The 25,296-nt window shown below is 66.9% G+C and carries 20 protein-coding genes; 14 read left to right on the top strand and 6 right to left on the bottom strand.

Annotated features, from left to right (window positions below):
- The first annotated feature begins 52 nt into the window (after positions 1–52).
- The 5 genes from dnaE to ACMGDH_RS08780 all read left to right on the top strand — a co-directional run bounded on the left by dnaE (position 53) and on the right by ACMGDH_RS08780 (position 8,844).
- On the top strand, positions 53–3,532 hold the full coding sequence (gene dnaE, locus ACMGDH_RS08800) for a DNA polymerase III subunit alpha (RefSeq protein ID WP_436827573.1): 3,480 nt from the start codon (positions 53–55) through the stop codon (positions 3,530–3,532).
- A gap of 67 nt (positions 3,533–3,599) precedes the next feature.
- Positions 3,600–5,186 carry a long-chain fatty acid--CoA ligase gene (locus ACMGDH_RS08795; protein WP_436827572.1) on the top strand — a complete coding sequence of 529 codons (1,587 nt, stop codon included), beginning with the start codon at positions 3,600–3,602 and terminating at the stop codon, positions 5,184–5,186.
- A gap of 112 nt (positions 5,187–5,298) precedes the next feature.
- On the top strand, positions 5,299–6,090 hold the full coding sequence (locus ACMGDH_RS08790; protein WP_436827571.1) for a DUF2092 domain-containing protein: 792 nt from the start codon (positions 5,299–5,301) through the stop codon (positions 6,088–6,090).
- Entirely contained in the window at positions 6,087–6,674 is a 588-nt protein-coding gene (locus ACMGDH_RS08785; RefSeq protein ID WP_436827570.1) for a hypothetical protein, read from the top strand. Before ACMGDH_RS08790 ends, ACMGDH_RS08785 begins: the two co-directional genes overlap by 4 nt.
- Before the next feature lie 73 nt (positions 6,675–6,747).
- A complete protein-coding gene (locus ACMGDH_RS08780; RefSeq protein ID WP_436827569.1) occupies positions 6,748–8,844 on the top strand; it encodes a GDSL-type esterase/lipase family protein in 2,097 nt (698 codons plus the stop codon).
- 1 nt (position 8,845) lies between these two features.
- Here the strand turns inward: ACMGDH_RS08780 and ACMGDH_RS08775 are convergent, their stop codons facing one another.
- Positions 8,846–9,916 carry a PA0069 family radical SAM protein gene (locus ACMGDH_RS08775; RefSeq protein ID WP_436827568.1) on the bottom strand — a complete coding sequence of 357 codons (1,071 nt, stop codon included), beginning with the start codon at positions 9,914–9,916 and terminating at the stop codon, positions 8,846–8,848.
- 113 nt (positions 9,917–10,029) lie between these two features.
- Here ACMGDH_RS08775 and ACMGDH_RS08770 point away from each other — a divergent pair, with 113 nt between their 5' ends.
- Positions 10,030–10,524: a YbjN domain-containing protein gene (locus ACMGDH_RS08770; RefSeq protein WP_436827567.1), complete on the top strand. Its 495-nt coding sequence runs from the start codon at positions 10,030–10,032 to the stop codon at positions 10,522–10,524.
- Here ACMGDH_RS08770 and moaB read toward each other — a convergent pair.
- Genes moaB through ACMGDH_RS08755 form a run of 3 tightly spaced genes read right to left on the bottom strand, consistent with a single transcriptional unit; the run spans position 10,521 to position 13,574 of the window.
- On the bottom strand, positions 10,521–11,048 hold the full coding sequence (gene moaB / locus ACMGDH_RS08765; RefSeq protein ID WP_436827566.1) for a molybdenum cofactor biosynthesis protein B: 528 nt from the start codon (positions 11,046–11,048) through the stop codon (positions 10,521–10,523). The two genes, ACMGDH_RS08770 and moaB, sit on opposite strands and share 4 nt — an antisense overlap.
- Positions 11,038–12,840 carry a lytic transglycosylase domain-containing protein gene (locus tag ACMGDH_RS08760; protein ID WP_436827565.1) on the bottom strand — a complete coding sequence of 601 codons (1,803 nt, stop codon included), beginning with the start codon at positions 12,838–12,840 and terminating at the stop codon, positions 11,038–11,040. Before ACMGDH_RS08760 ends, moaB begins: the two co-directional genes overlap by 11 nt.
- Positions 12,841–12,842: 2 nt before the next feature.
- The gene (locus ACMGDH_RS08755) at positions 12,843–13,574 is read right to left on the bottom strand and encodes a uracil-DNA glycosylase family protein (protein WP_436827564.1); all 732 of its coding nucleotides are present in this window, start codon (positions 13,572–13,574) and stop codon (positions 12,843–12,845) included.
- A 130-nt stretch (positions 13,575–13,704) separates the two neighbouring features.
- On the opposite strand from ACMGDH_RS08755, the gene ACMGDH_RS08750 reads away from it, so the two are divergent.
- The 8 genes from ACMGDH_RS08750 to ACMGDH_RS08715 all read left to right on the top strand — a co-directional run bounded on the left by ACMGDH_RS08750 (position 13,705) and on the right by ACMGDH_RS08715 (position 23,665).
- Entirely contained in the window at positions 13,705–15,360 is a 1,656-nt protein-coding gene (locus ACMGDH_RS08750; RefSeq protein ID WP_436827563.1) for an electron transfer flavoprotein-ubiquinone oxidoreductase, read from the top strand.
- Between the two features lie 205 nt (positions 15,361–15,565).
- Positions 15,566–16,957, top strand: coding sequence for a tetratricopeptide repeat protein (locus ACMGDH_RS08745; RefSeq protein WP_436827562.1), 1,392 nt, complete (start codon positions 15,566–15,568; stop codon positions 16,955–16,957).
- Complete coding sequence (locus tag ACMGDH_RS08740; RefSeq protein ID WP_436827561.1) at positions 16,954–17,772, top strand: 4-(cytidine 5'-diphospho)-2-C-methyl-D-erythritol kinase; 819 nt, start codon at positions 16,954–16,956, stop codon at positions 17,770–17,772. Before ACMGDH_RS08745 ends, ACMGDH_RS08740 begins: the two co-directional genes overlap by 4 nt.
- A gap of 31 nt (positions 17,773–17,803) precedes the next feature.
- Positions 17,804–18,532 carry an enoyl-CoA hydratase/isomerase family protein gene (locus ACMGDH_RS08735; protein ID WP_436827560.1) on the top strand — a complete coding sequence of 243 codons (729 nt, stop codon included), beginning with the start codon at positions 17,804–17,806 and terminating at the stop codon, positions 18,530–18,532.
- A complete protein-coding gene (locus tag ACMGDH_RS08730) occupies positions 18,529–19,257 on the top strand; it encodes an N-formylglutamate amidohydrolase (protein WP_436827559.1) in 729 nt (242 codons plus the stop codon). Before ACMGDH_RS08735 ends, ACMGDH_RS08730 begins: the two co-directional genes overlap by 4 nt.
- Positions 19,258–19,280: 23 nt before the next feature.
- The gene (gene ilvD / locus ACMGDH_RS08725) at positions 19,281–21,002 is read left to right on the top strand and encodes a dihydroxy-acid dehydratase (protein WP_436827558.1); all 1,722 of its coding nucleotides are present in this window, start codon (positions 19,281–19,283) and stop codon (positions 21,000–21,002) included.
- Between the two features lie 66 nt (positions 21,003–21,068).
- Positions 21,069–22,472 carry an NAD(P)H-hydrate dehydratase gene (locus tag ACMGDH_RS08720; RefSeq protein ID WP_436827557.1) on the top strand — a complete coding sequence of 468 codons (1,404 nt, stop codon included), beginning with the start codon at positions 21,069–21,071 and terminating at the stop codon, positions 22,470–22,472.
- Positions 22,463–23,665 (top strand): class I SAM-dependent RNA methyltransferase, encoded by a 1,203-nt coding sequence (locus ACMGDH_RS08715; protein ID WP_436827556.1) that lies wholly within the window; start codon positions 22,463–22,465, stop codon positions 23,663–23,665. The genes ACMGDH_RS08720 and ACMGDH_RS08715 overlap by 10 nt, the downstream gene beginning before the upstream one ends.
- Here ACMGDH_RS08715 and truA read toward each other — a convergent pair.
- Positions 23,656–24,396, bottom strand: a complete 741-nt coding sequence (gene truA / locus ACMGDH_RS08710; protein WP_436827555.1) for a tRNA pseudouridine(38-40) synthase TruA — start codon at positions 24,394–24,396, stop codon at positions 23,656–23,658. The two genes, ACMGDH_RS08715 and truA, sit on opposite strands and share 10 nt — an antisense overlap.
- Positions 24,393–25,295 carry a methionyl-tRNA formyltransferase gene (fmt, locus tag ACMGDH_RS08705; protein ID WP_436827554.1) on the bottom strand — a complete coding sequence of 301 codons (903 nt, stop codon included), beginning with the start codon at positions 25,293–25,295 and terminating at the stop codon, positions 24,393–24,395. Before fmt ends, truA begins: the two co-directional genes overlap by 4 nt.
- Between the last annotated feature and the right edge of the window lies 1 nt (position 25,296).

Here is a 25,296-nt window from a genome sequence, read left to right as displayed (position 1 = left end):
TAGTCCGGGCTCGCGGCTGGCGAATCGTCTGACCGGCGCCTAGGGTCCTACCATGGCGCATTCGGGGTTCGTTCCACTTCGGGTCTTCTCGTCCTACACGATGCTGGAAGGCGCGATCGAGCCCAAGGCAATCGCCAAGCGCGCGCGCGAGCTCGGCTTTCCAGCGGTCGCGGTGGCCGACCGCAACGGTCTCTATGCAGCGATGCCCTTCTCGGATGCCTGCCGCAAGTCGGGCGTCCAGCCGATCGTTGGGACGCTGCTTGCGCTCAAGCGCCCCAACATGCCCGACGGCGTCACTGCGCCGATCGACTGGATCGCACTCTATGCGCAGGACGAGAAGGGCTATGAGAATCTCTGTGACCTGGTTTCGCGTGCGCATCTCGATCGGCCGATCGAAGAGGAGGCGCACGTCACGATCGATACGCTCGAAGGTCGTACCGACGGGCTGATCGCACTGACTGCAGGCGCCGAGGGTGCGCTGGCGCGGCTCTATGCCGAAGGGCAGGACAGCGCCGCTCGCGTCTATGGCGAGATGCTCGAGCGGCTGTTTCCCGGCCGCCTCTATGTCGAAATCGCGCGTCGCTACAACGATATCGAGACGCGCGCCGAGGCGAAGCTGATCGACCTTGCCTATGAGCGCGACTTGCCGCTGGTTGCGACCAACCCGTGCTGCTTCGCCGAGGACAGCTTCCACCAGGCGCACGACGCGATGCTGTGCATCGCCAACTCCTCCTACATCGCCAGCGAGGATCGCCCACGCAGCTCGCCGCACGACTGGATGAAGCCGGCGGACGCGATGCAGTCGCTCTTCGCCGATCTGCCCGAAGCGATCGCCAACACGCTGGTGGTGGCACAGCGCTGCGCAGTGGCGGCGCCTAAGCGCAAGCCGATCCTTCCCAGCCTCGCCGGTGATCGCGAAGGCGAGGCGGCGATGCTGCGCGAGCTTTCGCACGCGGGACTTGCGAAGCGGCTCGAGAAGGCCGGGATCACCGATCCCGCCGAAGTCGAGACCTATCGTAAGCGGCTCGAGTTCGAGCTCGACGTCATCATCCAGATGGGCTTCCCGGGCTATTTCCTGATCGTTGCCGACTTTATCCAATGGGCCAAGGCGCACGACATCCCAGTGGGGCCGGGTCGCGGCTCGGGCGCAGGCTCGGTGGTGGCGTGGGTGCTCACGATCACCGATCTCGATCCGCTCAAGCTCGGCCTGCTGTTCGAGCGCTTCCTCAATCCCGAGCGCGTGTCGATGCCCGACTTCGACATCGATTTTTGCGAAACGCGGCGTGGCGAAGTGATCCGCTACGTCCAGCAGAAGTATGGCCGCGACACGGTGGCGCAGATCATCACCTTCGGAACGATGAAGGCGCGCGCGGTAATCAAGGACGTGGGCCGCGTGCTCCAGATGAGCTATGGCCAGGTCGATCGGCTCGCCAAGCAGATCCCCAACCACCCGACCGATCCGTGGACGCTCGAGCGCACGTTAAACGGCGTCAGCGAGTTCCACGCCGAGTATAAGCAGCACGAGGATGTGCGCCGTCTAGTCGATCTGTCGATGCGCCTCGAAGGTCTGCCGCGGCACAGCTCAACCCATGCCGCGGGTGTGGTGATCGGCGATCGCCCGCTCGCCCAACTGGTGCCGCTCTACCGCGATCCGCGCTCGGACATGCCGGTCACCCAGTTCGACATGAAATATGTCGAGGCGGCGGGGCTGGTGAAGTTCGACTTCCTCGGCCTCAAGACGCTGTCGGTGCTCAAGAAGGCCGTCGAGCTGCTCGCGGATCGCGGCATCGAAGTCGATCTCGATACGCTCGCCTGGGACGATCCTGAAGTGTACGAGTTGCTCCAGCGCGGCGACACGGTCGGCGTGTTCCAGCTGGAATCGGAGGGCATGCGCCGCACGCTGACTGCGGTGCGCCCGACCAACTTCGGCGACATCATCGCGCTCGTCTCGCTCTATCGCCCGGGGCCGATGGACAACATCCCGAGCTTCGGCCACCGCAAGGGAGGGCGCGAGGAGATCGTCTATCCGCACCCGCTGCTCGAACCGATCCTGAAGGAGACCTACGGGATCTTCGTCTATCAGGAGCAGGTGATGCAGGCGGCGCAGGTGCTTGCCGGCTACACGCTCGGCGGCGCCGACATGCTCCGCCGCGCGATGGGCAAGAAGATCAAGGCCGAGATGGACGCGCAGCGCGAGACTTTCGTGAAGGGCTGCGCCGAGCACAACAAGATCCCGTCCGCGAAGGCCAACGAGCTGTTCGACTTGATCGACAAGTTCGCCGGCTATGGCTTCAACAAGTCGCACGCGGCCGCCTATGCGCTGCTCGCCTATCAGACGGCGTGGCTCAAGGCGCACCATCCGCACGAGTTCTTCGCCGCCTCGATGGCGTTCGACATCCACCAGACCGACAAGCTCGCAATCTTCGCGGATGACATGCGCCGGCTGTCGATCGAGTGCCTGCCGCCGGATATCAACGCGAGCCTCGCCGACTTCCACGTCGAGAAGGTGGGCGAGGGGCTGGCGGTGCGCTATGCGCTCGGCGCGCTCAAGGGCGTGGGCGAGCGCGCGATGGAGCTGCTCGTCGAGGAACGCGAAACTAATGGTCGTTTCAAGTCGCTCGACGATTTCGCCAAACGCGTCGATCCGCGACTGCTCAACAAGCGCCAGCTCGAAACGCTGGCCGGAGCCGGGGCTTTCGACTCGATCGAGACGAACCGCGCCGGCGTCCACGCAGCAGCCGAGACTATTCTGGCAGTCGCGCAGCGGACGCACGAAAGCCGGGCGACGGGGCAGGGCGGGCTGTTCGGCGATGCCGAGCCGAGCGGTGGCGCCGTCACGCTGCCTCGCGACGCCCACTGGTCGCTCGCCGACAAGATCGGGGCAGAGAAGGACGCCTTCGGCTATTATTTCTCCTCGCACCCGCTCGATCGCTATGCCCATCTCGCGAGGGCACAGGGTGTACGCGAGATCGCCAGCCTTGCCGAAATGTCGATCCCCGAAGGCGCGCGTGTGGGTGCCACGATAGCGGCGCTGATCGAAGATGCGCGCTGGCGCACATCGGCGCGCGGCAACCGCTATCTAATGGCGACGATCTCGGATCAGAGCGGGCAGGTGCTCACCACCTGCTTCGAGGAATTCGCCGCCAAGGACATGGAGGACGCCGCGCGCACCGGCGGGTGCGCGGTGCTGACGGTGGAGCTCGACAAACGCGCCGGCGAGGACACGCCGCGCGTGAGCGTCAAGCGCGTGCAGCCCTTCGAGAGCCTGGCGGATACTGCGCGCCTCCAGCTCGACCTGGTCGTGGATGACGGCGCGGTGCTTTCCCGTTTGGCCGGCATGCTGGGCGAGATGCGGGGCGGACGCAGCACCATACGGCTCTGGGCGCCGCTCGGTGCCGGTGGCCGTGCCGAAGTGGTGCTTGGCCGCAACTTCCGGCTCGACGAAGAACTGGTGGCACGGATCGCCGCGCTGCCGGGTATCCGCTCGGCCGAATTCGCCAGTCCTCAGACGATGCTCGCCGCCGCGGCCTGACCGCCTCTCGACTCGTCGCCGCGCAACGGGTTACCGTATGCGTTAAGCCATAGAGCGGAGAGAGAGGATGCTGGGAGGGATGCAGGACTTCGAGCTGCGCGTGATGCGTCTGCTCGACCACGCCGAGCGCGAGCACGGCCGGCAGGAGATCGTCTCGCGCTGGGCAGACGGCAGCGAGACGCGCACCACTTGGGCGGGCATCGCCCGGGATGCGCGCCGGCTCGCCCAGGCGCTCGAACGTCTGGGAGTGAAGCCGGGCGAGCGCGTCGCGACCTTGGCGATGAACCATTCCCGCCATTTGGTCGCCTGGTACGGCGTGGCGGGGATGGGCGGGATCATCCACACGATCAATCCCCGGCTGTTCGACGACCAGCTTGCCTTCATCGCCAACCACGCCGAGGACAAGGTGCTGCTCTACGATCGTGCTTTCGCGCCAATCGTCGAGAAGATGCGGCCGCAATGGAAGACGATCGAGCGTTATGTCTGCTTCGATCACGGGGAGTTCGAAGCGCTTCTCGATCGCGAAGACGGCGATTACGCGTGGATCGAGGGAGATGAGCGAGAGCCGGTGATGCTCTGCTACACCAGCGGCACGACAGGCAATCCCAAGGGGGTGCTCTACACGCACCGCTCGACCGTGATCCACGCGATCACCGAGCTCCAACCTGCCGAGTTCGATCTTTCCACGCAATCGGTGGCGATGCCGATCGTGCCGATGTTCCACGCTGTCGGCTGGGGACTGCCCTGGGCCGGCGCGGCGGTGGGGGTGAAATTCGTCTTCTCGGCGGTCAACGAGCCGAAATTGCTTTGCGAATTGATGAACCGCGAAAAGGTGACGCATTCGGCCGGCGTGCCCACGGTGTGGTTCGGCATGTTCCAGCATATGGATGCAACAGGAGAGGCGCCCAGACATCTCAAGATCGTCACGATCGGGGGTTCAGCCGCGCCGCGCGCGATGATCGAGCGGCTGATGGGGATGGGCATCCGCGTCAATCACGCCTGGGGCATGACCGAGACTTCGCCGATCGGCACCATGGGCGCGCCGAGCCCGGACTGGGACGATCTGAGTTTCGAGCAACAGGTCGATCAGGTCTCCAAGCAGGGCAAGGTGCCGTTCGGCGTCGAGCTGCGCACTGTCGACGACGAAGGCAATGTCCTTCCCCGGGACGGCAAGAGCTCGGGCCGGCTGCAGGTGCGCGGGCCCTGGGTGATCCGCCAGTATTTCCAGGACGCGAGCGGCCCTTGCGTCGATGCCGACAATTGGTTCGACACGGGCGACGTCGCGGTGCTGCATCCGGACGGGACGATGCAGATCACCGATCGCGCAAAGGACGTTATCAAGTCCGGCGGCGAATGGATCAGCTCGGTCGAGCTCGAGAATTGCGCAGTGGGCTGCGTAGGCGTGGCCGAGGCGGCGGCGATCGGCGTCCATCACCCGCGCTGGGAGGAGCGGCCGATCCTGCTGGTAGTGCGCAAGCCGGGGGTGGAGGTGACCGCAGAGGCAATCCGCGTGCATCTGGAGCAGCACGTCGCCAAATGGTGGCTGCCCGACGAGATCCATTTCGTGGAATCGCTGCCGCACACCGCCACCGGCAAGCTTCTCAAGACCGCGATCCGCGAGCAGTACAAGGACTTTAAGCTAGCGGCCGCCTGATTGCCCGACCGCCCGAGTCTGCGGGTTATCCTGAGGACGCTAACGGGTTCCCCCTGATAGTGCTGCGCCTCCCTTGAGGCTTTAGTCGGCGCGCCTCTTCGGGGAGATCGTGATGCGCCTCAGAACCAAAATAGCCGGCTTGTGCAGCCTTGCCGCCGTGACCGCTGCCGCGCCGTTGCTCGCCCAGACTAGCACGGCTCCTGCACCGCCTCCGCCGCCAGCCGGGGTAGATACGGAAATCAAGGGCGCGCTCCGGCGCATGGCGAATGCGCTCAAGGCAATGCAAAGCTTCGAGCTTCGCGCGGACATGACCACCGAGGATGTGCTTGACACCGGTCAGAAGCTGCAGAGCTCGGGCGTGATGACCGCGCTCGTCCGCCGGCCGAACAAGCTTCAGATCAATCTGGATTCCGAACGCAAGGCGCGCCAATTCTACTATGACGGCAAGCAGGTCACCATTTATTGGCCGGTCACCGGCTATTATGCGACGGTCGACGCGCCTGCGACGACGCGGGAGATGCTGACCCGGGTCTCAGACCGTTATGGGCTGGAGACGCCGCTCGCCGATCTAATGGCATGGGGCGAAAGCGCGGTGGATACCGACAAGATCACCAGTGCCATGTATGCCGGCGCGGACCGGATTGGTGGGAATGTCTGCGACCATTACGCTTTTCGCCAGCCGGGTACGGACTGGCAGCTCTGGATTCGCAAGGCCGACCCCGCGCTCCCCTGCAAGCTGGTGATCGTCAACACCGATGATCCCGCGCAGCCACAGACCACATCGACCTTCACCTGGACGCCGCGCCAGCTCACCGACCAGCAGTTCGCCTTCACGCCCGCGGCGAACGCCAAGCGCATCGAACTCGGCCGGAATGTGGCTGCTGCCAATGGAGGCGGACAATGAGCATCGCAATTCTCTTCGCGCCGATCACGTTGATCGCGGCGGACTTGCCGCCTGCCGACCCGACCGCCGCTGCCGCTTATGCCACGCAGGCACGCAACCGTGGAGGTGGAGGCCGCGCGAGCGCCGGGGGCAGGCCGGTGCGCAACAAATCGCACACCAGCGTCAACCACGCGAACCGGAGCGGCAACGTCAATCGGGGCACCGTCAGCCGCAACACGGTCAATCGTAACGCCAATGTGAACGTGAATCGCAATGCGAACGTGAACGTGAACCGCAACGTGAACGTCCACGGCGGCGGCTATTACGGCCACGGCTGCTACGGGTGCGACTGGGATGATGACCACGACTTCGCTGTCGGCGCTGCCGTAGGGCTTGCAACGGGGGCAGTCATCGGCGCTGCCGCGAACAGCAACAACAACACGACCGTCGTGGTCTCGCCGGGAACGGTGGTGACCGGGCTTCCCGGGGGCTGCTCCGCCACGATAGTGGGTAACGTCACCTATCAGCGCTGCGGGTCGGTCTGGTATCAGCCGCAATATATGGGCTCGTCGGTCCAGTATGTCGTGGTGAACCCACCGATGTGATGACCGTTGCCACTCCGCCCACCTCCGCTATGGTATCGCTACCAAAGATATAGCGGAGGCGAGGATGGGGAGGGTGAGCGCGTTCGTCGCAGCGGTGTTGCTGTGCATCGGGCTAGCGGTTCCGGCACAGGCGCAGCAGCGGCCGCATTGGGTTGCCGGCTGGACGACTTCGCAGATCCTCGTCACCGGCGATAACGCGCTGCCGCCCGAGGAACTGACCGACGCGACACTACGCCAGATCGTTCGCGTGACTCTCGCCGGCAAGCAGGTCCGTATCCGGCTGTCCAACGCCTTCGGCAACGTTCCCCTTGCGATCGGCGCTGCGACCGTGGCCCGCGTAGGCAGCGTCGGCACCTCGCGTATCGATGCTGCCACGCTGCAGCCGCTCAGCTTCGGTGGTCAGCCGAGCGCGGTAATACCGGCGGGCGCCGAATATTGGTCGGACCCGGTGCCCTTGCCTGTGGAGGCCGGCGCCGATCTGGCGATCACGATCCATCTTCCGCAGGCGCCCGACCGCCAGACCGGCCATCCCGGCGCGCGCGGGACGAGCTTCCTGGTCCACGGCAACAAGGTGGCGGCGGCCGAGCTTGCAGGCGCAAAGACTGTGACGCGCTGGTTCGTCATCGCCGGTGTGGAGGTCGATGCGCCCGGCGCTTCGGCGGTCGCATTGCTCGGCGATTCGATCACCGACGGCTATGGCGTCCAGCCCGACACCTATCTCCGCTGGGGCGACGCACTCTTTCGGCGCATGCAGGGCGATCCCGCCACTCGAAAGATCGGTGTGCTCAATGCGGGCATCGGGGGCAATCGCCTCCGGCTCGACGGGATCGGGCCGAACATACTCGCGCGTTTCGACCGTGACGTGCTCGCCGCGCCCGGAGTCACGCACCTGATCGTAATTGCCGGCGTGAACGATCTCGGGACGCTCACCCGCGAGGCGCCGGCTACGCCCGGGCAGCATCGCGCATTGGTGCAGGAGATGATCGGGGCCCTTCGCCAGATCGCCGCCCGCGCCCGCGCGCACGGCATCAAGGTGATCGGCGGTACGATCATGCCCTATGGTGGCTCGGGCTATTACCATCCCGACGCTGCCAACGAAGCGGACCGGGAGGCGGTCAACGCCTGGATTCGCGCGCCCGGCAATTTCGACGCGGTGATAGATTTTGATGTGGCACTGCGCGATGCCGCCGATCCTCTGCGGCTCCGTGCGGATCTCGATTCGGGCGATGGGCTTCATCCTTCGATCGCAGGCTATCAGCATATGGCCGATGCGGTGCCGCTGTCGCTGCTTTCTCCCAAGTCCAGGGACAAGGGGAAGGGACCACCGCCGCTCCCGGCAATAGCGATCACCTTCGACGATCTGCCCGCGCACGCCGCGCTGCCGCCGGGTTTGACCCGGATGGAAGTCGCCGAGCAGATCATCGTAGCACTCAAGACATCCAGCGCCCCTGCGATGGGCTTCATCAACGGAGCGCAGGTAGACGCGGACCCGAGGCTGGCGGCGCTGCTCGATCGTTGGCGCTCGGCGGGGCTGCCGCTCGGCAATCACGGCTGGAGCCACGCCAATCTCGATAACCTGACCGACGCCCAGTTCGCCGAGGAGCTCGCCCGGAACGAGCCCCTGCTGGCTGGAAAGATGGGAAACGCGGACTGGCGCTGGTTCCGCTACCCCTTTCTATCGGAAGGCAAGGACCCTCAACGCCGCACCCGCATACGCCAGCTGCTGGCGGACAAGGACTATAAGGTCGCGTCCGTGACGATGGATTTCAGCGACTGGGCCTATAACGACGCCTATGCCCGCTGCTCGGTCAAAGGCGATCGTGCGGCAATCGCCGAAATGGAGAAGGCGTGGCTCGCAGGCGCTGCGGTCAATGCCGATCGTTCGCGTGCGATGGCGCATGCGCTCTACGGACGCGATATTCCCTATGTGTTGCTGATGCATCTGGGCGCGTTCGACGCGCGCATGCTCCCGCAGCTCCTCGACTTGTACAAGCGCAAGGGCTTCCGCTTTGTGAGCGTCGCGGAGGCGGAACGCGATCCGCATTATCGCGCCGATGTGAATCCCGCGATGACCCTGCAGCCGCAGAGCCTTGACGATGCGCTTGCGGTAAGGGGGCTCGCCGCTCCCCCGTGGTCCGCGCTGCCGTCGCTCGACACGATGTGCCGCTAGCTCAGAAAAGCTCGCCCTGCGGCCCTGCCGGCGGGTGGAACAGATCGGTCCGCAGCCGCAGCCGTTCGCCATTGAGCCCATAGCGGCGTGCAGCGATTTGGAATCGCGTGCGGAGCAGCTCGGCCCAGGCCCCCTGGCCGCGCATCCGCGTGTGGAAATTGGGATCGTTGTCGCGTCCCCCGCGGATCGACTGGATCGTCGTCATCACCTTGCCTGCGCGATCGGGGAAGTGCGCCTCGAGCCATGCCCGGAACAGCGGCGCGACTTCGTGCGGCAAACGTACCGGCAGGAAGAAGGCACCACGCGCGCCCGCCTCCGCCGCACGCTCCAGAATATGCTCGAGCTCGTGATCGGTGATCTGCGGAATGACCGGCGCCAGCGAGACGAACACCGGCACGCCAGCCTCATTAAGTTTGCGTACTGCCATCAAACGCCGCTCCGGGTGCGGGGCGCGCGGCTCGACGGTCATTGCGATCCGGGAATCGAGCGAAGTGATCGAGACCATCACCGCGGCAAGCCCCTTCGCGGCCATCGGCGCGAGCAGATCGATGTCGCGCGTCACCCGGTCCGATTTGGTGGTGATGGTGACCGGATGATCGCATTCGGCGAGCAGTTCGATGCAGCCGCGCGTGATGCGCCATTTGGCCTCGATTGGCTGATAGGGATCGGTGTTGGTTCCGAAGGCGATCGGCTTACACAAATAGCCGCGCTTCGCCAGCGCCTCCCGCAGCAGCGCCGGCGCGTCCGGCTTGGCGAACAGCCGGGTCTCGAAGTCGAGACCGGGCGACAGATCGTGATAGGCGTGGGTCGGCCGCGCGAAGCAATAGATGCAGCCATGCTCGCAGCCGCGATACGGATTTACCGACTGGTCGAACGCGATGTCCGGCGAGCTGTTGCGGGTGAGGATCGTCTTGGGCTTCTCGACCGTAACCGTCGTGCGTAGCGGCGGCTGCTCGCCGTCAATGGCTTCGCGCCCGTCCAGCCAATCGCCGTCGGCTTCGCGCTCGACAAGATTGAAGCGCAGGCTCTCTCGATTGATCGTGGCGCCGCGCGTGGGGCGAGTCTTCGGCATTGCCGCAATCTAGCTCTGAAACTAGAACATATCAAGAACAGATATAGGTTGCCGTGGACCTGATCCATGCTAGTAGGCGTGGTATGGGCAGCGTTGTGAGAACGGGAGGGATGATGCGATTTCTGATGTCGGCCGCGGGTGCGGCGTTGCTGTTGATTGATCCTGCGGCTGCTCAGGAGCGGATCGTGGACATCTCGACGCCCGAGGGTGTCGCGAAGGTACTTCTGGAGGAGGGATACAAGGCCGAGATCAAGAAGAACGATGACGGCGATCCTTTCATCCTCAGCGCCGCGAACGGTTCCAGCTTCACGATCGAATTCTACGGCTGCGAGAAGGATGTGTGCACCTCGGCGCAGTTCTTCGCCTGGTACAAGAAAGAGCCCTGGTATTCGGTTGAACTGGTCAATCGCTGGAACGCAGAGAAGCGCTTCATCAAGGCCGCGATCGACAAGGACGGCGATTTCGCGACCTATATGGACGTCACTACGCTGGGGAAGACGACCTATGCGAACTTTGCCGACACGATCGACTGGTGGTCGGTGATGAGCGGCGAGGTTTCCAAGTTCCTCGACGAGGAAGACGGCAAGCTCCCCAAGAAGGAGAGCTAGCGTTCCCGGAGCCGCGGCATCAGCTCGACGAAGTTGCAGGGCTTGTGACGGATGTCGAGCTGGTCGCGGAGGATGCCGTCCCAAGCATCGGTGACGGCGCCCGTCGAACCCGGCAGCGCGAAGATATAGGTGCCGCCTGCCACGCCCGCTGTAGCGCGCGACTGGATCGTGGAGGTGCCGATCGTCTGGTAGCTCAGCCAGCGGAACAGCTCGCCGAAGCCCGGGATTTCCTTGTCCCATACGCGCGCGAGCGCCTCGGGCGTCACGTCGCGTCCGGTGACGCCGGTGCCGCCGGCGGTCAGGACGACATCGACTTGCGGGTCGTCGATCCAGGTTTTCAGCTGCGCGACGATCAGCTCGGCGTCATCGCGAACGATCGCGCGAGCGGCGAGATCGTGTCCCGCGCCGCTCAGTCGTTCGACCAGACGATCGCCCGACCTGTCGTCGGCGAAAGTGCGCGTGTCGGAGATGGTGAGAACGGCGATCCGGACAGGCCGGAACGCGACGCTCTGGTCAATGGGCACCGGCGACCTGGGTCGACTCGGAAGCCTTATAGCCACCGACTTTCACTGCCGGGGCGCCGGGAAGGCCGGGGAAGCGCGGCCACAGGCCCTGCGCCAGAGCGGCGCGGCTCACCGATTTGCGGCCTTCCTGCTGCTCGTACATCCAATAGTTGCGCAGCACGGTCATCACATAGCCGCGGGTTTCCCAATAGGGGATGCTTTCGATGTAGAGCAGGGGATCGCCATTGTCGCGGGTGAGGCCGTTCCACGCCGCCACCGGCGTCGGGCCGGCGTTGTAAGCGGCGATCACCTTTGGCAGCAGCCCGCCCGTGAAGGGCTGGTCGCGAAGTTGCTCCAGATAGGACTGGCCGATCTCCATGTTGACCGAAGGCTTGGTCAGGTCACCCGCGGCATAGGCCACGCCGTGACGGCGGCCGACGTCGATCGCGGCGCCCTGCTTGACCTGCATCAGCCCCATCGCGCCGGCCGCGCTGCGGATCTCCGCATTGAAGCGCGATTCCTGGAGCGTGTGGGCAAAGACCAGTGCCTTGTCGACGCGCCAGCCGCCCGCAGGGGTCCAGTTGGGCGCGGGATAGCGCGCCTGGACGAGCGGACGCGCGCCGGCCGGGCCGTTATGTGACAGCCAGAGCTGCGCCGCGGCAAGATTGAGCCGGCCTGCGAGCCGAGTGAGCGCGGCATGCTCGTCGGGCGTGCAGAATCTGGCCTGATGGCGCAGCACATCGCTCGCGAGGCGATCCTCGCCGATTTCGGCAAGTGCCGCGGCAACGCGGACGTTCGGGCGCCGCTCCAGCGTCCGCCAATCGTCGGCGACGACACGTTCGCTGACCAGAGGTTTGTCTTCGATGCCGAGCACCGCGCGGGCGAGCAGGCCGTAATAGGTCTCGCCATATTGCGCGGCGGCGCGAAGCTTGACGCTCACCTTCTCGGGCCGCGCGCAGGTCATGTCGGCGCGTGAAGCCCAGAACAAGCCGGCCGAACGCAGCTCGGTGTCCGCCGCCCGGGTCGAGACGCGGTCGAACGCGGCTGCTGCGGCGTCGCAATCGTGCTGACGCCAGGCGGCGAGCCCCTGCACCCAGTCGGCCTGGCCGACCCAGTCGCCCATTCCCGCCTGCGCCTTGGCGGCCACGCGGCGCGCGTTGGCGTCGTCACCGGCGATATAATAGACCCAGGCGACCTTCTGCTGCCATTCGGTCAGCGCTTCGGGCGTGAGAGCGGGCGCGAACTTCTCAACCACGGCTTCGGCCTGCACCCCGTCGTCCGCTTTGACATACGGGTGGATCGCGAGCGCGACTTCGGTCGCGGCGGTGTCGCTACGGATAGAGCGCGCGCGCTGGCGTACCGGAGCGGCATCGAACCAGATCAGCCGCTGCGCCTGAGGGAGCGGAGGCGTGTCGAGCGTGCCGCGCATCTTGGCGAGGCGTACCAGCTGCTCGGCCTGGGGAAGCTCGGGAGCCTCGGCCAGCAGCGCGATCAGCGGTTCGCCTTCCACGCGGGGAGAGTTCTTCGCCGTATAGAGCTCCGCGCGGGCAATCGTGTGGAGCGGGCCCGGCTTCATCGAGTCGAGCTGAATCTGCGCGTCGATCCAGCGCTCGGCACGGATCGCGGCGAACACGGCGCGATATCCGGCGCGCTGATCGGCATCGAGCTGATCGGGGATGCCGTCGCCTTCGCGAACCGGAGCAGCGACTGTCGCACGCGCACCTGGGGTCGCCGCGGCCGACGCGGCGCCATCGTCTTTGGCATTGGCCGCGGCTGGTAACATGATCAGCGCCGCGGCAAGAAAGACGCGCATCCTCACTCGGTTCCCCCCCGATGCAACAGCAGCAGGTGCCTCCACGCTTCGCGTTTCGCGCCGGGATGTTCCAGCAGGAAGCGCGGGTGACGCGTAGCTACTACCGTGCAATCTGGGCCAAATTGGTTAACCACGACGGGCAAGTCGCCGGTGAATGTGCCGTCCGTCTCGGGAATGGCACGGCTCGCCGCTTGTCCGAGCAGCAAAAGCCTTCGCGGCCGCACCAGTGCCAGGTGATGCTGCGCCAGCTCGATGAGGCGCGGCATCTGCTCGGCGGCGATCTGGCCGGTGACTGGCCGCGCCACCGCTAGCGAAGCGAGATATACCATCGGGCGGCTGAGCCCGACGGCGAGAAGCATCCGATCGAGCAGCCGCCCCGCGGGGCCACTCATCAGCACGTCGCTGTCCTCGGCCTCCGGCATGTCGATCAGCACCGTCCACTCGGCATCAGCCGGACCGCTCGGCCGAACCCGCGGCGACATCCAGTCGGCCTCCGGCGCGGCATCGCTCACGCGCCATTCGATGAATGCCTCGATCGTGTCGGGCAGCGCCTCGGCCGCGATCGGGGGAGGGGGGGAGGGGCTCTGCTCGGCGGAAGCCTGGGCCCGGGGGGCCGGCCGCGCCAACCAGTCGCGCGGCGCATCCTCCACGAGCACGTCGACACCCGCGTCGCACCACCATTCCAGCGTGCTTGCCGCCGCCTTTTGCCAATCCTGAGCCGTTTCCGCCCCCATACCCGATCTTTGAATCCTAGTTGACGGCGCGGTCAATCTGCCTTCATCGACAGTTGGACAGGACGTTGCCGATACGCGACGACGGGCGCGACGCTACGTCCGCCAGAGAGACTCGCAAGGGATTAAGAGGATGAGCGAACGAGAGTCTATGCCTTATGACGTCGTGATCGTCGGCGCGGGGCCTTCGGGGCTCGCCGCGGCGATCCGGCTCAAGCAGCTTGCAGGGGAGGCAGGGCAGGAGCTTTCGGTCTGCATTCTCGAGAAAGGCTCCGAAGTCGGCGCACACATTCTGTCGGGTGCGGTGATCGATCCGCGCGCACTCAACGAGCTTCTGCCCAACTGGCGCGATGACGGCTGCCCGCTCGCGCGCACTCCGGTGACCGAGAACCACCATTGGGTGCTGAGCGAGAAGGGCAAGTCGAGCTTCCCCGAATTCCTGACGCCGCCTTATCTGCACAACAAGGGCACCTATACGGGCTCGCTCGGCAATCTCTGCCGCTGGCTGGCGGACAAGGCACAGGAGCTGGGCGTAGAGATCTTTCCCGGCTTCGCCGCGGCCGAGATACTCTACAATGACGACGGCAGCGTGAAAGGCGTCGCGACCGGCGACATGGGCGTTGCCCGCGACGGCACCCACAAGCCCGACTATCAGCCGGGGCTCGAGCTCCACGCCAAATACACCTTCTTTGCCGAGGGGGTGCGCGGGCACCTCTCGAAGCAGCTCCAGCGCGAGTTCGATCTGTGCCGTGACGTGCAGCCGCAGGTCTATGGCATCGGCATCAAGGAGCTGTGGGATATCGATCCGGCGAAGCACGTCCCGGGCAAGGTGATCCACACCCAGGGCTGGCCGCTCAAGGAAGGCGAATCCAATGGCGGCGGCTTTCTCTACCATCAGGCCGACGGGCAGGTCGCGCTCGGTTTCGTGGTTTGGCTCAACTACAAGAACCCGTATCTCTCGCCCTTTCACGAGATGCAGCGCTGGAAAACTCATCCGGCGATCGCGGAGATGCTGGAAGGCGGCAAGCGCGTCTCCTATGGCGCGCGTGCGATCAGCGACGGCGGCTGGCAGTCAGTGCCCAAGCTGGTGATGCCGGGCGCGGCGCTGATCGGCGACACCGCCGGATTCCTCAACGTGCCGCGGATCAAGGGCACGCACACAGCGATGAAGTCCGGCATGATGGGGGCCGAAGCGGCGTTCGCTGCGATCGCCGCTGGCCGCACTAGCGATGAACTCGCTGCCTATCCCGAAGCCTACAGGACGAGCTGGGTGGAGAAGGAGCTGCGGGGCGTCCGCAACGTCGTGCCGCTCGTCAAGAAGTTCGGCGACACCTGGGGCACGCTCCTGTCGGGCGCAGCGATGTGGATGGAACTGATCGGGTTGCGCTGGCCGTTCACGATGAAGCACCATCCCGATCACGAGAGCCTGTGGCACGCGAGCGCCGCCCGGCCGATCGACTATCCCAAGCCGGACGGCGTGCTCACCTTCGACCGGCTCTCGTCGGTGTTCATCTCGAACACCAATCACGAGGAGGATCAGCCGATCCACCTTACGCTCAAGGATCCGGACATCCCCATCGGTTATAATCTCCCGGTGTACGCCGAGCCGGCGCAGCGCTACTGTCCGGCGGGTGTGTATGAGGTCGTAGGGGAAGGCGATGATCTGCGGTTCCAGATCAACGCGCAGAATTGCGTGCACTGCAAGACCTGCGACATCAAGGACCCCACGCAGAACATCAACTGGGTGGTTCCCGAAGGCGGGGGCGGCCCCAATTATCCGAACATGTAGCCTGGCGCTCGCACTCGGCGCGGCGCTTCCAGCAGCGGCTCAGTCGAGGGGCCAGCCGGTCGATGATCCCGCGATCTATGTCCGTGCGCGCGCCGCCGATGCCGAAGGGGCGTCGGGGATCGCCGCGGCAGGCTATGCGCGTGCACTGGCGGCGGCGCCGAACGATCCTGTCATTGCCCGGCGTGCCTATCGGCAGGGGCTCGCGGTGGGCGATTATGTGCTCGCCTCGCGCGCCGCGGCGGTGCTGGTCCGGGCCGGCTCGGCGCCTCCCGACACCGCGCTGCTCGCCCTGGCCATCGCGCTCAAGTCCGACGATCCAGCCGGTGCCGCCAAGGCGATCGACCGGCTGAATCGTGGAGCGTTCGACTTCCTCGCTCCGGCGATGCGCGCCTGGCTCGCGTTCGATCGTGGCGAGGACGCAGTCGCGCTGCTCGATGCTGGGCCGTCGAACACGCTCGCCCGGCGTTACACGACGCGGCACCGCGCCTTGCTGCTCATCGCTCAGCGGCGTCCGGACGAAGCGATGGTCGTGCTTTCGTCGCTGCTCGCGACCGGCGAGGATCCCGATCTGCGCATAGACGCCGCGCAGCTCCTTGCGCGCACGGGCGAGCGCCGAATGGCTCGCCGGTTGCTCGATGCCAGCGGGAGCAGCTACGACCGGCTGCGCAAACGGATCGGCAAAGGCCCCAAGCCCAGCGCGGCTTTCGGAGTTTCTCGGATTTTGCTCGATCTGGCGGTCGAGATAGCGGGCGAGGACATGGCGGAGCTTTCGGTGGTGCTGACGCGCGCGGCGCTGCTGCTCGATCCCAACGATGACCGCGCCCGGCTCTATCTTGCGGAGGCGCTTTCGCTCGACGGCGCGGACGCACTGGCGCTCTCAATGCTCTCCGAAGTGCAACCTGACAGCCCCTACGCAAGCGGCGCCGCGGTCGGGGAAGTGGCTGCGCTGGAACGCGCCGGACGCCTTCCCGAAGCGCTCGAGCGGGCGAGAACGCTGGCCGAGGCGCGCGGTGCGACCGCGGCCGATGCGCGGACCTATGGCGACCTCCTCGCCGAGACGGGCGACCAGGCGGGCGCGGCACAGGCCTATGCTGCCGCGCTCGCGCGTACCGGAGGAGATGGCGGCTGGGAGCTCCACTATCTTCGCGGTCGGGCGCTCGACAAGGCGGGCCAGTGGGACGAGGCGCTGGCAGCGCTCCGCCGCGCAGTTGCGCTCGGGCCGGAGCAGCCCGAAGCGCTCACCTATCTCGGCAATGCGCAGGTTGCGCACGGCGAGAATCCGGCTGGCGCAGCGGCACTGCTCGAGCGCGCCGCGCAGCTCGACCCTGAGGATTCCGAGATCGCCGCATCGCTCGCCTGGGCCTATTTCCAGCGCGGCGATACGACGCTCGCGCTGCCGCTGCTCGAACGCGCAGTGAAGGGTGATCCGGGCGGGACGCGCGTCAACGAACATCTCGGCGACGTTTATTGGCGGCTCGGCCGGCATTATGAAGCGCGCTACGCCTGGCGGGCCGCCGCGCTCCATGCCGATACCGAGGCAGCCAACCGGCTGCAGACCAAGCTCGCCGGCGGGCTGGCGCCGAAGATTGCGCCGTGATCGTTGAACCCGCCCGCGCCAAGATCAACCTGGTCCTCCATGTTCGTTCCCGCCGGCCCGACGGCTATCATGAGATCGAGACGCTGTTCGCCTTCGTCGACCATGGCGACCTGGTGCGCGTGGCGCCGGCGGACGAGATGAAGCTCGCCTTGAGCGGGCCCTTCGCGGGTGCGCTGGCGGCGGAGGGCGACAATCTGGTGCTGCGCGCCGCGCGCCGCTTCGGTGAAGCCTTTGGCGGCGGGCCATGGTTCATCGAACTCGAAAAATATCTGCCCGTGGCGTCGGGGATCGGTGGCGGTTCTGCCGACGCCGCAGCCACGCTGCGCGCGCTCGCTCGATTGCAGGAGGTAGACCCGCAGGACCCGCGCCTGTTCGCAATCGCCGAGGCGCTGGGATCGGACGTCCCGGCGTGCCTGCTCGGCAAGACTGCGGTCGGGCGCGGGAGGGGCGAACAGCTCGTCCCGATCGAGGGGATGCCGGGCGCGCCTGCATTGCTGGTGAATCCAGGCGTGGGCGTCCCCACGGCGCAGGTGTTCGCGCGCTGGGACGGGATAGACCGCGGCGCGATCGGGGAGGGGCCGTTACTCGAAGTGGCGCGCTCCGGGCGCAACGACCTTGAGACGCCTGCGCGGGGGATCGCCCCGGTTATCGGCGAAGTGCTCGAAGCGCTGGCGCGCCAACGCGGCGTGCTGCTCGCGCGCATGTCGGGCTCGGGCGCGACCTGCTTCGCGCTGTTCGACAGCATCGAGGCGCGTGCGGAAGCGGCTGACGCCATGGCGCCAGGCTGGTGGTGCGCGCAGACCAGCCTGGCGTGACACGACCGGATCGTTCGGGCAGGGCAGCGGCATGATCCGCGTCCGTACCCATGGAGCCATCACCTCGATCGCGCTCGACCGCCCAGAGGTCCGAAACGCGATGGCTACCGAGGCCTGGGAAGCGCTGGCCGAAGCTGTGCGCAGCGTGGCGGATGCGCGGGTCGTGATCCTCAGATCGGACGTGCCCGGCATCTTCTCGGCCGGGGCGGATGTGCACGCGTTCGAGCAGCTTCGGACCGATCCCGACCTACGTCCCCGCTTCCGCGCTGCCATGCGCGGGGCGATCGAGGCGGTCGCAGCGCTGCCGATGCCAGTGATCGCCGCGATCGACGGCGGCTGCTTCGGCGCGGCGGTGGCGCTGGCGCTCGCCGCGGACTTTCGCATCGCCGGTGACCGCGCCGAATTTGCCACGACGCCGGCGCGCCTGGGGCTTGGCTACCCCGAGCAGGACGTCGCACGGCTGTCCGCACTCGTGGGACGGGGCATGGCTTCGGTGATGCTGTTCACCGGTGACCGGCTGAATGCCGAAGAGGCGAAGCGCGTGGGCCTTGCCGAGCTGCGCGCGCGTGAAGCCGGCGCTGCCGCGGATGCGCTCGCGGCCACCATCGCGTCCAATGCCCCAAACGCGGTGCGGCTGCTCAAGCGTGCGCTTGCCGGGGAGCAGGGCCTCGACGCTGCATTCGACAACGCCTTTGGGGGTGCCGAGTTTGCCGAGGGCCTCCGCGCCTTTCGCGAACGCCGAAAGCCGGAATATCGATGAGTGCTCCAGCAGAGATAATCGAAGGAGAACAGCAGGATATCCTACTCCTTTGCGATCACGCCTCGAATGCGGTGCCGCCCGATATAAATCTTGGGATCGCCCCCGAGCTGCTCGATCTCCACATCGGCGTCGACATCGGTGCCGAGCCGCTGACGCGGCAACTCGCCGCCCGGCTGGGCGTGCCTGCGATCCTCGCGACGGTCTCGCGACTGGTGATCGATCTGCACCGCGAGTCCGATCATGTCGGGCTGATCCCGCATCGCAGCGACGGGCATCTGATTCCGGGCAACGATCAGGTCGACCGCGCCGCGCGGATCGCGCGCTTCCATGCGCCCTATCATCGGCTGATCGCCCAAAGGATAGGGCGCCAGCGGCCGCGGCCGCGGCTGATCCTCTCTATCCACAGCTTCACCCCGCGACTCGAACATGGCGGCACCGATCGGCCGTGGCAGGTGGGCGTGCTCTACAACCGCGACGCACGCGCCGCCCGGCTCGCGATCGAATTCCTGCGGGCGCAGGGGTTTGTGACCGGTGACAACGAGCCCTATTCGGGCCGGCTGCTCAATGCGACGCTCAACCGCCACGCCGAGGGCAACGGCATCCCTTCGATCGCGATCGAGGTCCGCAACGATCTGATCCGCGACGCGGAAGGCGTGGCTCGCTGGACAGACGTGCTCGCCGAAATGGCAGAATTTTTGCGCAATAGTCTTGCGCAGCCGGGCTGATCTGCGCAATGGCCTGTCGCGCCATGACCAATCGCTTCGATAAATCCAAGCTTCCCAGCCGCCACGTCTCCGTCGGTCCCGAGCGCGCGCCCCATCGCAGCTATTATTATGCGATGGGCATCCCCGAGGAGGATATCGCCAAGCCCTTCGTCGCGCTCGCCAGCGCCGGCAACGACAGTGCCCCGTGCAACACGACGCTCGACGCCCAGGCCGATGCCGCGCGTAAGGGCGTGATCCAGAACGGCGGCATGCCGCGCCGCTTCAATACGATCACAGTCACCGACGGGATCGCGATGGGGCACCAGGGGATGAAGTCCTCGCTGGTCAGCCGCGAGGTCATCGCGGACTCGGTCGAGCTCTCGGTCCGCGGCCATTGCTACGACGCGCTGGTCGGCTTCGCGGGTTGCGACAAGTCGCTGCCGGGCATGATGATGGCGATGCTCCGCCTCAATATCCCGTCGATCTTCGTCTATGGCGGGTCGATCCTGCCGGGCCGCTTCCACGACCGCGACGTCACCGTGGTCGATGTGTTCGAAGTGGTGGGCAAATATGCCGCCGGTGCCTGCCCGCTCTCCGAGGTCCATGCGCTCGAGAAGGTCGCGTGCCCCGGGCACGGCGCATGCGGCGGCCAATATACCGCCAACACCATGGCCTGCGTGGGCGAGGCGATCGGCCTGTCGCTCCCCAATTCGAACATGGTGCCGGCCCCCTACACCAGCCGCGAGCAGATCGCAGTGGCGGCAGGCTATCAGGTGATGGACCTGCTCGAGCGCAATTTGCGCCCGCGTGACATCTGCACCCGCGAGGCGTTCGTCAACGCAGCCCGCGTGGTGGCGGCGACGGGCGGATCGACCAACGCCGCGCTCCATTTGCCCGCGATGGCGAGCGAAGCTGGGATCGAGTTCGACCTGTTCGACGTGGCCGAAGTATTTAAATCAACGCCTTACATTGCCGACCTGAAACCAGGCGGTAAGTACGTCGCCAAGGACATGTACGAGGCCGGCGGCGTCTACATGCTGATGAAGACGATGCTCACCAACGATCTGCTCGACGGGAACTGCATCACCGTCACCGGCAAGACGCTGGGTGAGAACATCGACGAAGTGACCTGGAATCCGAACCAGAAGGTCATCTACGACGTCAAAACGCCGATCACCCCCACGGGCGGCGTGGTCGGGCTGCGCGGCAGCCTGGCGCCCAATGGCGCGATCGTGAAGGTTGCGGGCATGCACCGCCTCCAGTTCGAGGGGCCCGCGCGCTGCTTCGATTGCGAGGAGGATGCGTTCCAGGCAGTCGAAGACCGCAAGATCCGCGAAGGCGAGGTCGTGATCATCCGCTACGAAGGGCCCAAGGGCGGCCCGGGCATGCGCGAGATGCTTTCCACCACTGCTGCGCTCTATGGCCTCGGAATGGGCGAGAAGGTGGCGCTGATCACCGATGGACGCTTCTCGGGCGCCACGCGTGGTTTCTGCATCGGCCATGTCGGCCCCGAAGCGGCCGAAGGCGGCCCGATCGCCCTCGTTGAGGACGGCGACATCATCCGCATCGATGCCGAGGCGGGGACGATCGACCTCGCCGTGGCCGAAGACATGCTCGCCGAGCGCCGCGCCAAATGGCAGCCGCGCGTCAACGACTATCAGTCGGGCGCGCTCTGGCGCTATTCCCGGAACGTGGGACCCGCCTATCAGGGCGCGGTCACCCATCCGGGAGCCAGCGCCGAACACCATGTCTACGCGGACATCTAGCGCGAGGTCGCAGGATATCGGGTGCGGCCTTCCCGCCGCCGCCGGAAACTGGCAGGGGCCGGCGCGATGACGCCCTCAGGAGCCCCGATCGTCACTGCCGCCCAGATGGTTGTGGCCGAGCAGGCCGTGTTCCGCACCGGCATGGCGCAGGACGCGCTGATGGAGCGGGCAGGGGCGGCCGTGGCGCGCGAGGTCGCACGCTTCGCGCTCCGCCGTCCGATCCTGCTGCTCGCCGGCCCGGGCAACAACGGCGGTGACGCCTATGTCACTGCGCGGCTGCTCAAGGCGATGGGCCATGACGTCGCTCTCGTCGCGGCCGGCGAGCCCAAGCCGGGCGCGGCGGCGCGGATGGCGGAGATGTGGGACGGGCCGACGACGTCGCTCTATGCCGCGCGGCCGCGGCCCGTGCTCGTCGACGGGCTGTTCGGGACCGGCATGACGCGCCCGCTCGAGCGGGGGCTGGTGGCCGTGTTCGCCGAGCTCCGCGCGGGCGCCGAGTTCACGCTCGCGATCGACCTGCCGTCGGGAATTGCGACCGACACGGGCGAGGATCTGGGCGCGCCCCGCGGGATCGATGCCACGCTGGCGCTCGGCGCGCTCAAGCCGGGCCATCTGCTGGGTGCGGGATTGGAAAAGTGCGGTCGTCTGCTGCTCGCGGACATCGGCGTCCCGGTCCAGACCCGCTGGCGTACCGTGGCACGGCCCCTGCTCGCGCGGCCGGGCGTCCAGAGCCACAAATACAGCCGCGGCCTGGTCGCCGTGGTCGAGGGCGCGATGCCGGGGGCGGCCCGGCTTTCGGCGCGCGCAGCGATGGCGGGCGGGGCGGGCTATGTCGTGCTCGCAGTCGCGCGGCCGTGGAGCAGCGGACCCGACGCACTGGTCCGCCGCGAGGTGCAGAGCGGCGAGGACCTGGCGGAGTTCCTCGGCTGGGACCGGGTCGATGCAGTCGTGCTCGGTCCGGGCCTGGGCCGCGACCGCCGCGCCGAGACCTTCCTTCGCGCCGCTTTGGCCGCTTCCAAGCCGCTGGTCCTCGACGGCGACGCGCTCACGCTGCTCGGCGAAGACGCGCCACGCCTGCTTTCGACGCGCAGCGCACCGACATGGTTGACGCCGCATTCGGGCGAGTTCGACCGGATGTTCGCGGGCGAGGGGAGCAAGATCGAGCGCACGCTTGCTGCGGCAGCCGCGGCGCGCGCGACGATCGTCCACAAGGGCGCCGACACCGTCATCGCAACGCCCGAGGGGGAGGTGCGAGTGCTGGCAGGTGCATCGCCCTGGCTCTCGACCGCCGGCACCGGTGATGTGCTCGCGGGCCTGCTGGCGGCGCAGGTCGCGCAGGGCGGAAAGGGACGTGCGCCTGCCGAGGCGGCCGCCTGGCTCCATGGCCGCGCTGCGCAGCTCGCCGGCCCGGCATTCATCGCCGATCAGCTCATCGATCAAATCCCGGAAGCACTTGCCGAATGTCTGTGAACGAAGCCCAAGTCCTCCGCGTCGCCGCGCGCGGCGATGGCGTGACTGACGATGGGCGCCATGTCCCGCTGGCAGCACCAGGAGATACGGTGCGCGCCGACGGCAGCGTCGTTCCCGGGCCGCACCATCAGCAGCCGCCGTGCCGGCATTTCCCCGAATGCGGCGGCTGTCAGCTCCAGCACCTCGATGATCGGGCCTGGAGTCGCTTCATCGTCGATCGCATCGCGGGCGCGCTCGCGGCACAGGGGCTGAAAGCGGATATCCGCGAGCCGACCCTGTCGCCTCCCAACACGCGGCGTCGCGCGACGCTTCATGCCGAGCGGCGGGGACGACAGGTCCATCTTGGCTTCACCGAGCAGAGCAGCCATCGGCTGATCGACCTGCAGGAATGCTGGATTCTCGCGCCCGAACTGTTCGCGCTCGTCGCGCCGCTCCGAGGCCTGCTAGCGGCGCTGCTCCCGGGATCGCGCCGGGTGAACGTCCATCTCGTCATGACCGATCAGGGGCCGGACGTGCTGATCGACGGGATGGAGGCAGAAGGCCTCGCCGCCGCCGAGGCGATCAGCGCCTTCGCCCACCGCCACAAGCTCGCGCGCTTCGCGCTCGACGAAGGGCTGGGGCCCACGGCGCGCTGGGAACCCGAGCCGGTCACCGTCACGCTCGGCGGCGTACCCGTGCCGTTTCCGCCGGCCAACTTCCTCCAGGCGACTCCCGAAGGCGAAGCCGCGCTGGTCGCGGCGGTGCGGGAGATCGTGGGCAATGTCTCCACGGTGGCGGACCTGTTCGCCGGGCTCGGCACCTTCACCTTCGCGCTACCCCATGCCCGTGTCTATGCCGCCGAAGCCGCGCGCGACTCGCTCCTGTCGCTCAAGGCTGCTGCGGGGCTGGCTCAGCGCGCGGTGTTCGCCGATCACAGGGACCTGTTCCGCCGCCCCGTCTCACGCGCCGATCTGGGCAACTTCGCTGCGGTGGTGCTCGATCCGCCGCGTGCCGGCGCGCGCGAGCAGGTCAGCGAGCTGGCGGGCTCTCAGGTTCCGGTAATTGCCTTTGTATCTTGTAATCCCAGCACGTTCGCGCGGGATGCTGAGATACTATGCAAGGGCGGTTATGGGCTCGATTGGATCCAGCCGGTGGGCCAGTTCCGCTGGTCGACGCATATCGAGCTGGCCGCGCGCTTCACCCGTCAGGGATAATCCGCGCGCAGGAAAAACAGCCCGTCCGACGGTGCATTGAGCCCCAGCGCCGCGCGATCGCGGGCTTCGAGCGCCGAGCCGATATCCGCCGGCGACCATTGCCCGCGCCCGACCATTGCGAGGCAGCCGACCATCGAGCGCACCTGATGGTGGAGGAACGAGCGTGCGGAGGCGCGCACCAGCACGCGCTCGCCGATGCGAACCACGTCCAGCCGGTCGAGCGTCTTTATCGGGCTTTCCGATTGGCAATGGGCGGAACGGAAGGTGGTGAAGTCGTGCTTGCCCACCAGCAGTTCGGCGCCGGCCTGCATCGCGGCTTCGTCGAGCGGCACCGCGATCTGCCATGCGAGCCCCTTCTCCCACGTGAGCGGCGCGCGCCGGTTGACGATACGATACTCATAGTGCCGGGCGATGCACGAGAAGCGGGCGTGCCAGTCGCCGGACACCGGCACGCAATCGAGAATCGCCACTGGATTGGGGCGCAGCCGCGCGTTGAGCGCTTCCATCAGCCGGAAGGGCGTGATCTCGTGCTTGATCTCGACATGCGCGCGCATGCCGGTGGCATGGACGCCCGCATCGGTCCGCCCCGCGGCATGGACCACTACCGTCTCGCCGGTGACTGCGAAGGCCGCTTCCTCGATCGCCTGCTGAACGCTCGGGCCATGATCTTGCCGCTGCCAGCCCATGAAGGGCCGGCCGTCATATTCCACGGTGAGAGCGAAGCGCGTCAAAGCTGTGTTCCTGCGGGGATCGCGAAGCCGCGCAGCAGCTCGTCCGCCGTCATGACGTCGCGCCCCGCGCGCTGGACGAGCAGGGGGTGGATCGCGCGTTCATTGCAGGCGATCGTCAGTGCGCCATCCAATACCAAGCCCGGAGCACCGGAGCCGCCCACGACTTCGGCAGAATGCACGCGTATCCGCTCTCCACCGAATTCGAAGAACGCCCCCGGTGCCGGATTGAACGCACGCACCTGCCGCTCGACCTCTACTGCGCTCCGAGTGAAATCGAGCCGCGCCTCGGCCTTGTCGATCTTGGGCGCATAGGTGACGCCTTCCTCGGGTTGCGGCACCGGCGGATAAGCGTCGGGATCACCGAGCACCTGGACCATCAGCCGCGAACCCATCGCGCTCAGCTCGGCGGTCAGTTCGCCCGCAGTCTTGCCGTCGATCGGCGTGCGCCCCTCCATCCGCACCGGTCCGGTGTCGAGCCCTGCTCCCATCTGCATGATCCCCACGCCGGTCTCCGCGTCCCCAGTCAGGATCGCGCGTTGGATCGGCGCTGCCCCTCGCCAGCGCGGCAGCAGCGAGGCATGGACGTTGAGACAGCCGAGCCGCGGCGCGTCGAGCACCGGCCGCGGCAGGATCAGCCCATAGGCCGCGACCACTGCCGCATCTGCTTCCAGAGCGGAAAATGCGGCCTGCGTCTCTGGGTCGCGCAATGTCAGCGGCGTGCGCACCTCGATACCCAGCCCCTCGGCGCGGGCGTGGACAGGAGAGGGGGTGAGCGCTTTGCCGCGTCCCGCACGCCGCGGGGGCTGGCTGTACGCTGCCACGATGCTGTGGCCTGCCACCACCAGCGCGTCGAGCACCGGCACGGCAAATTCGGGGGTTCCCATGAAGACGATCCGCATC

Source organism: Sphingomonas radicis, assembly GCF_051400635.1.
Classification (GTDB): domain Bacteria; phylum Pseudomonadota; class Alphaproteobacteria; order Sphingomonadales; family Sphingomonadaceae; genus Sphingomonas.
This window is presented reverse-complemented; position numbering and strand designations above follow the sequence as displayed.

Excerpts from the sequence above, each read along its gene's own strand:
- ACMGDH_RS08775 (WP_436827568.1), bottom strand. The coding sequence starts at position 9,916 with ATGCCGAAGACTCGCCCCACGCGCGGCGCCACGATCAATCGAGAGAGC.
- dnaE (WP_436827573.1), top strand. The coding sequence starts at position 53 with ATGGCGCATTCGGGGTTCGTTCCACTTCGGGTCTTCTCGTCCTACACG.
- ACMGDH_RS08735 (WP_436827560.1), top strand. The coding sequence starts at position 17,804 with ATGATCCGCGTCCGTACCCATGGAGCCATCACCTCGATCGCGCTCGAC.
- ACMGDH_RS08790 (WP_436827571.1), top strand. The coding sequence starts at position 5,299 with ATGCGCCTCAGAACCAAAATAGCCGGCTTGTGCAGCCTTGCCGCCGTG.
- ilvD (WP_436827558.1), top strand. The coding sequence starts at position 19,281 with ATGACCAATCGCTTCGATAAATCCAAGCTTCCCAGCCGCCACGTCTCC.
- ACMGDH_RS08720 (WP_436827557.1), top strand. The coding sequence starts at position 21,069 with ATGACGCCCTCAGGAGCCCCGATCGTCACTGCCGCCCAGATGGTTGTG.
- ACMGDH_RS08770 (WP_436827567.1), top strand. The coding sequence starts at position 10,030 with ATGCGATTTCTGATGTCGGCCGCGGGTGCGGCGTTGCTGTTGATTGAT.
- ACMGDH_RS08715 (WP_436827556.1), top strand. The coding sequence starts at position 22,463 with ATGTCTGTGAACGAAGCCCAAGTCCTCCGCGTCGCCGCGCGCGGCGAT.
- ACMGDH_RS08760 (WP_436827565.1), bottom strand. The coding sequence starts at position 12,840 with ATGCGCGTCTTTCTTGCCGCGGCGCTGATCATGTTACCAGCCGCGGCC.
- ACMGDH_RS08795 (WP_436827572.1), top strand. The coding sequence starts at position 3,600 with ATGCTGGGAGGGATGCAGGACTTCGAGCTGCGCGTGATGCGTCTGCTC.
- ACMGDH_RS08750 (WP_436827563.1), top strand. The coding sequence starts at position 13,705 with ATGAGCGAACGAGAGTCTATGCCTTATGACGTCGTGATCGTCGGCGCG.
- ACMGDH_RS08785 (WP_436827570.1), top strand. The coding sequence starts at position 6,087 with ATGAGCATCGCAATTCTCTTCGCGCCGATCACGTTGATCGCGGCGGAC.
- ACMGDH_RS08755 (WP_436827564.1), bottom strand. The coding sequence starts at position 13,574 with ATGGGGGCGGAAACGGCTCAGGATTGGCAAAAGGCGGCGGCAAGCACG.
- fmt (WP_436827554.1), bottom strand. The coding sequence starts at position 25,295 with ATGCGGATCGTCTTCATGGGAACCCCCGAATTTGCCGTGCCGGTGCTC.
- ACMGDH_RS08730 (WP_436827559.1), top strand. The coding sequence starts at position 18,529 with ATGAGTGCTCCAGCAGAGATAATCGAAGGAGAACAGCAGGATATCCTA.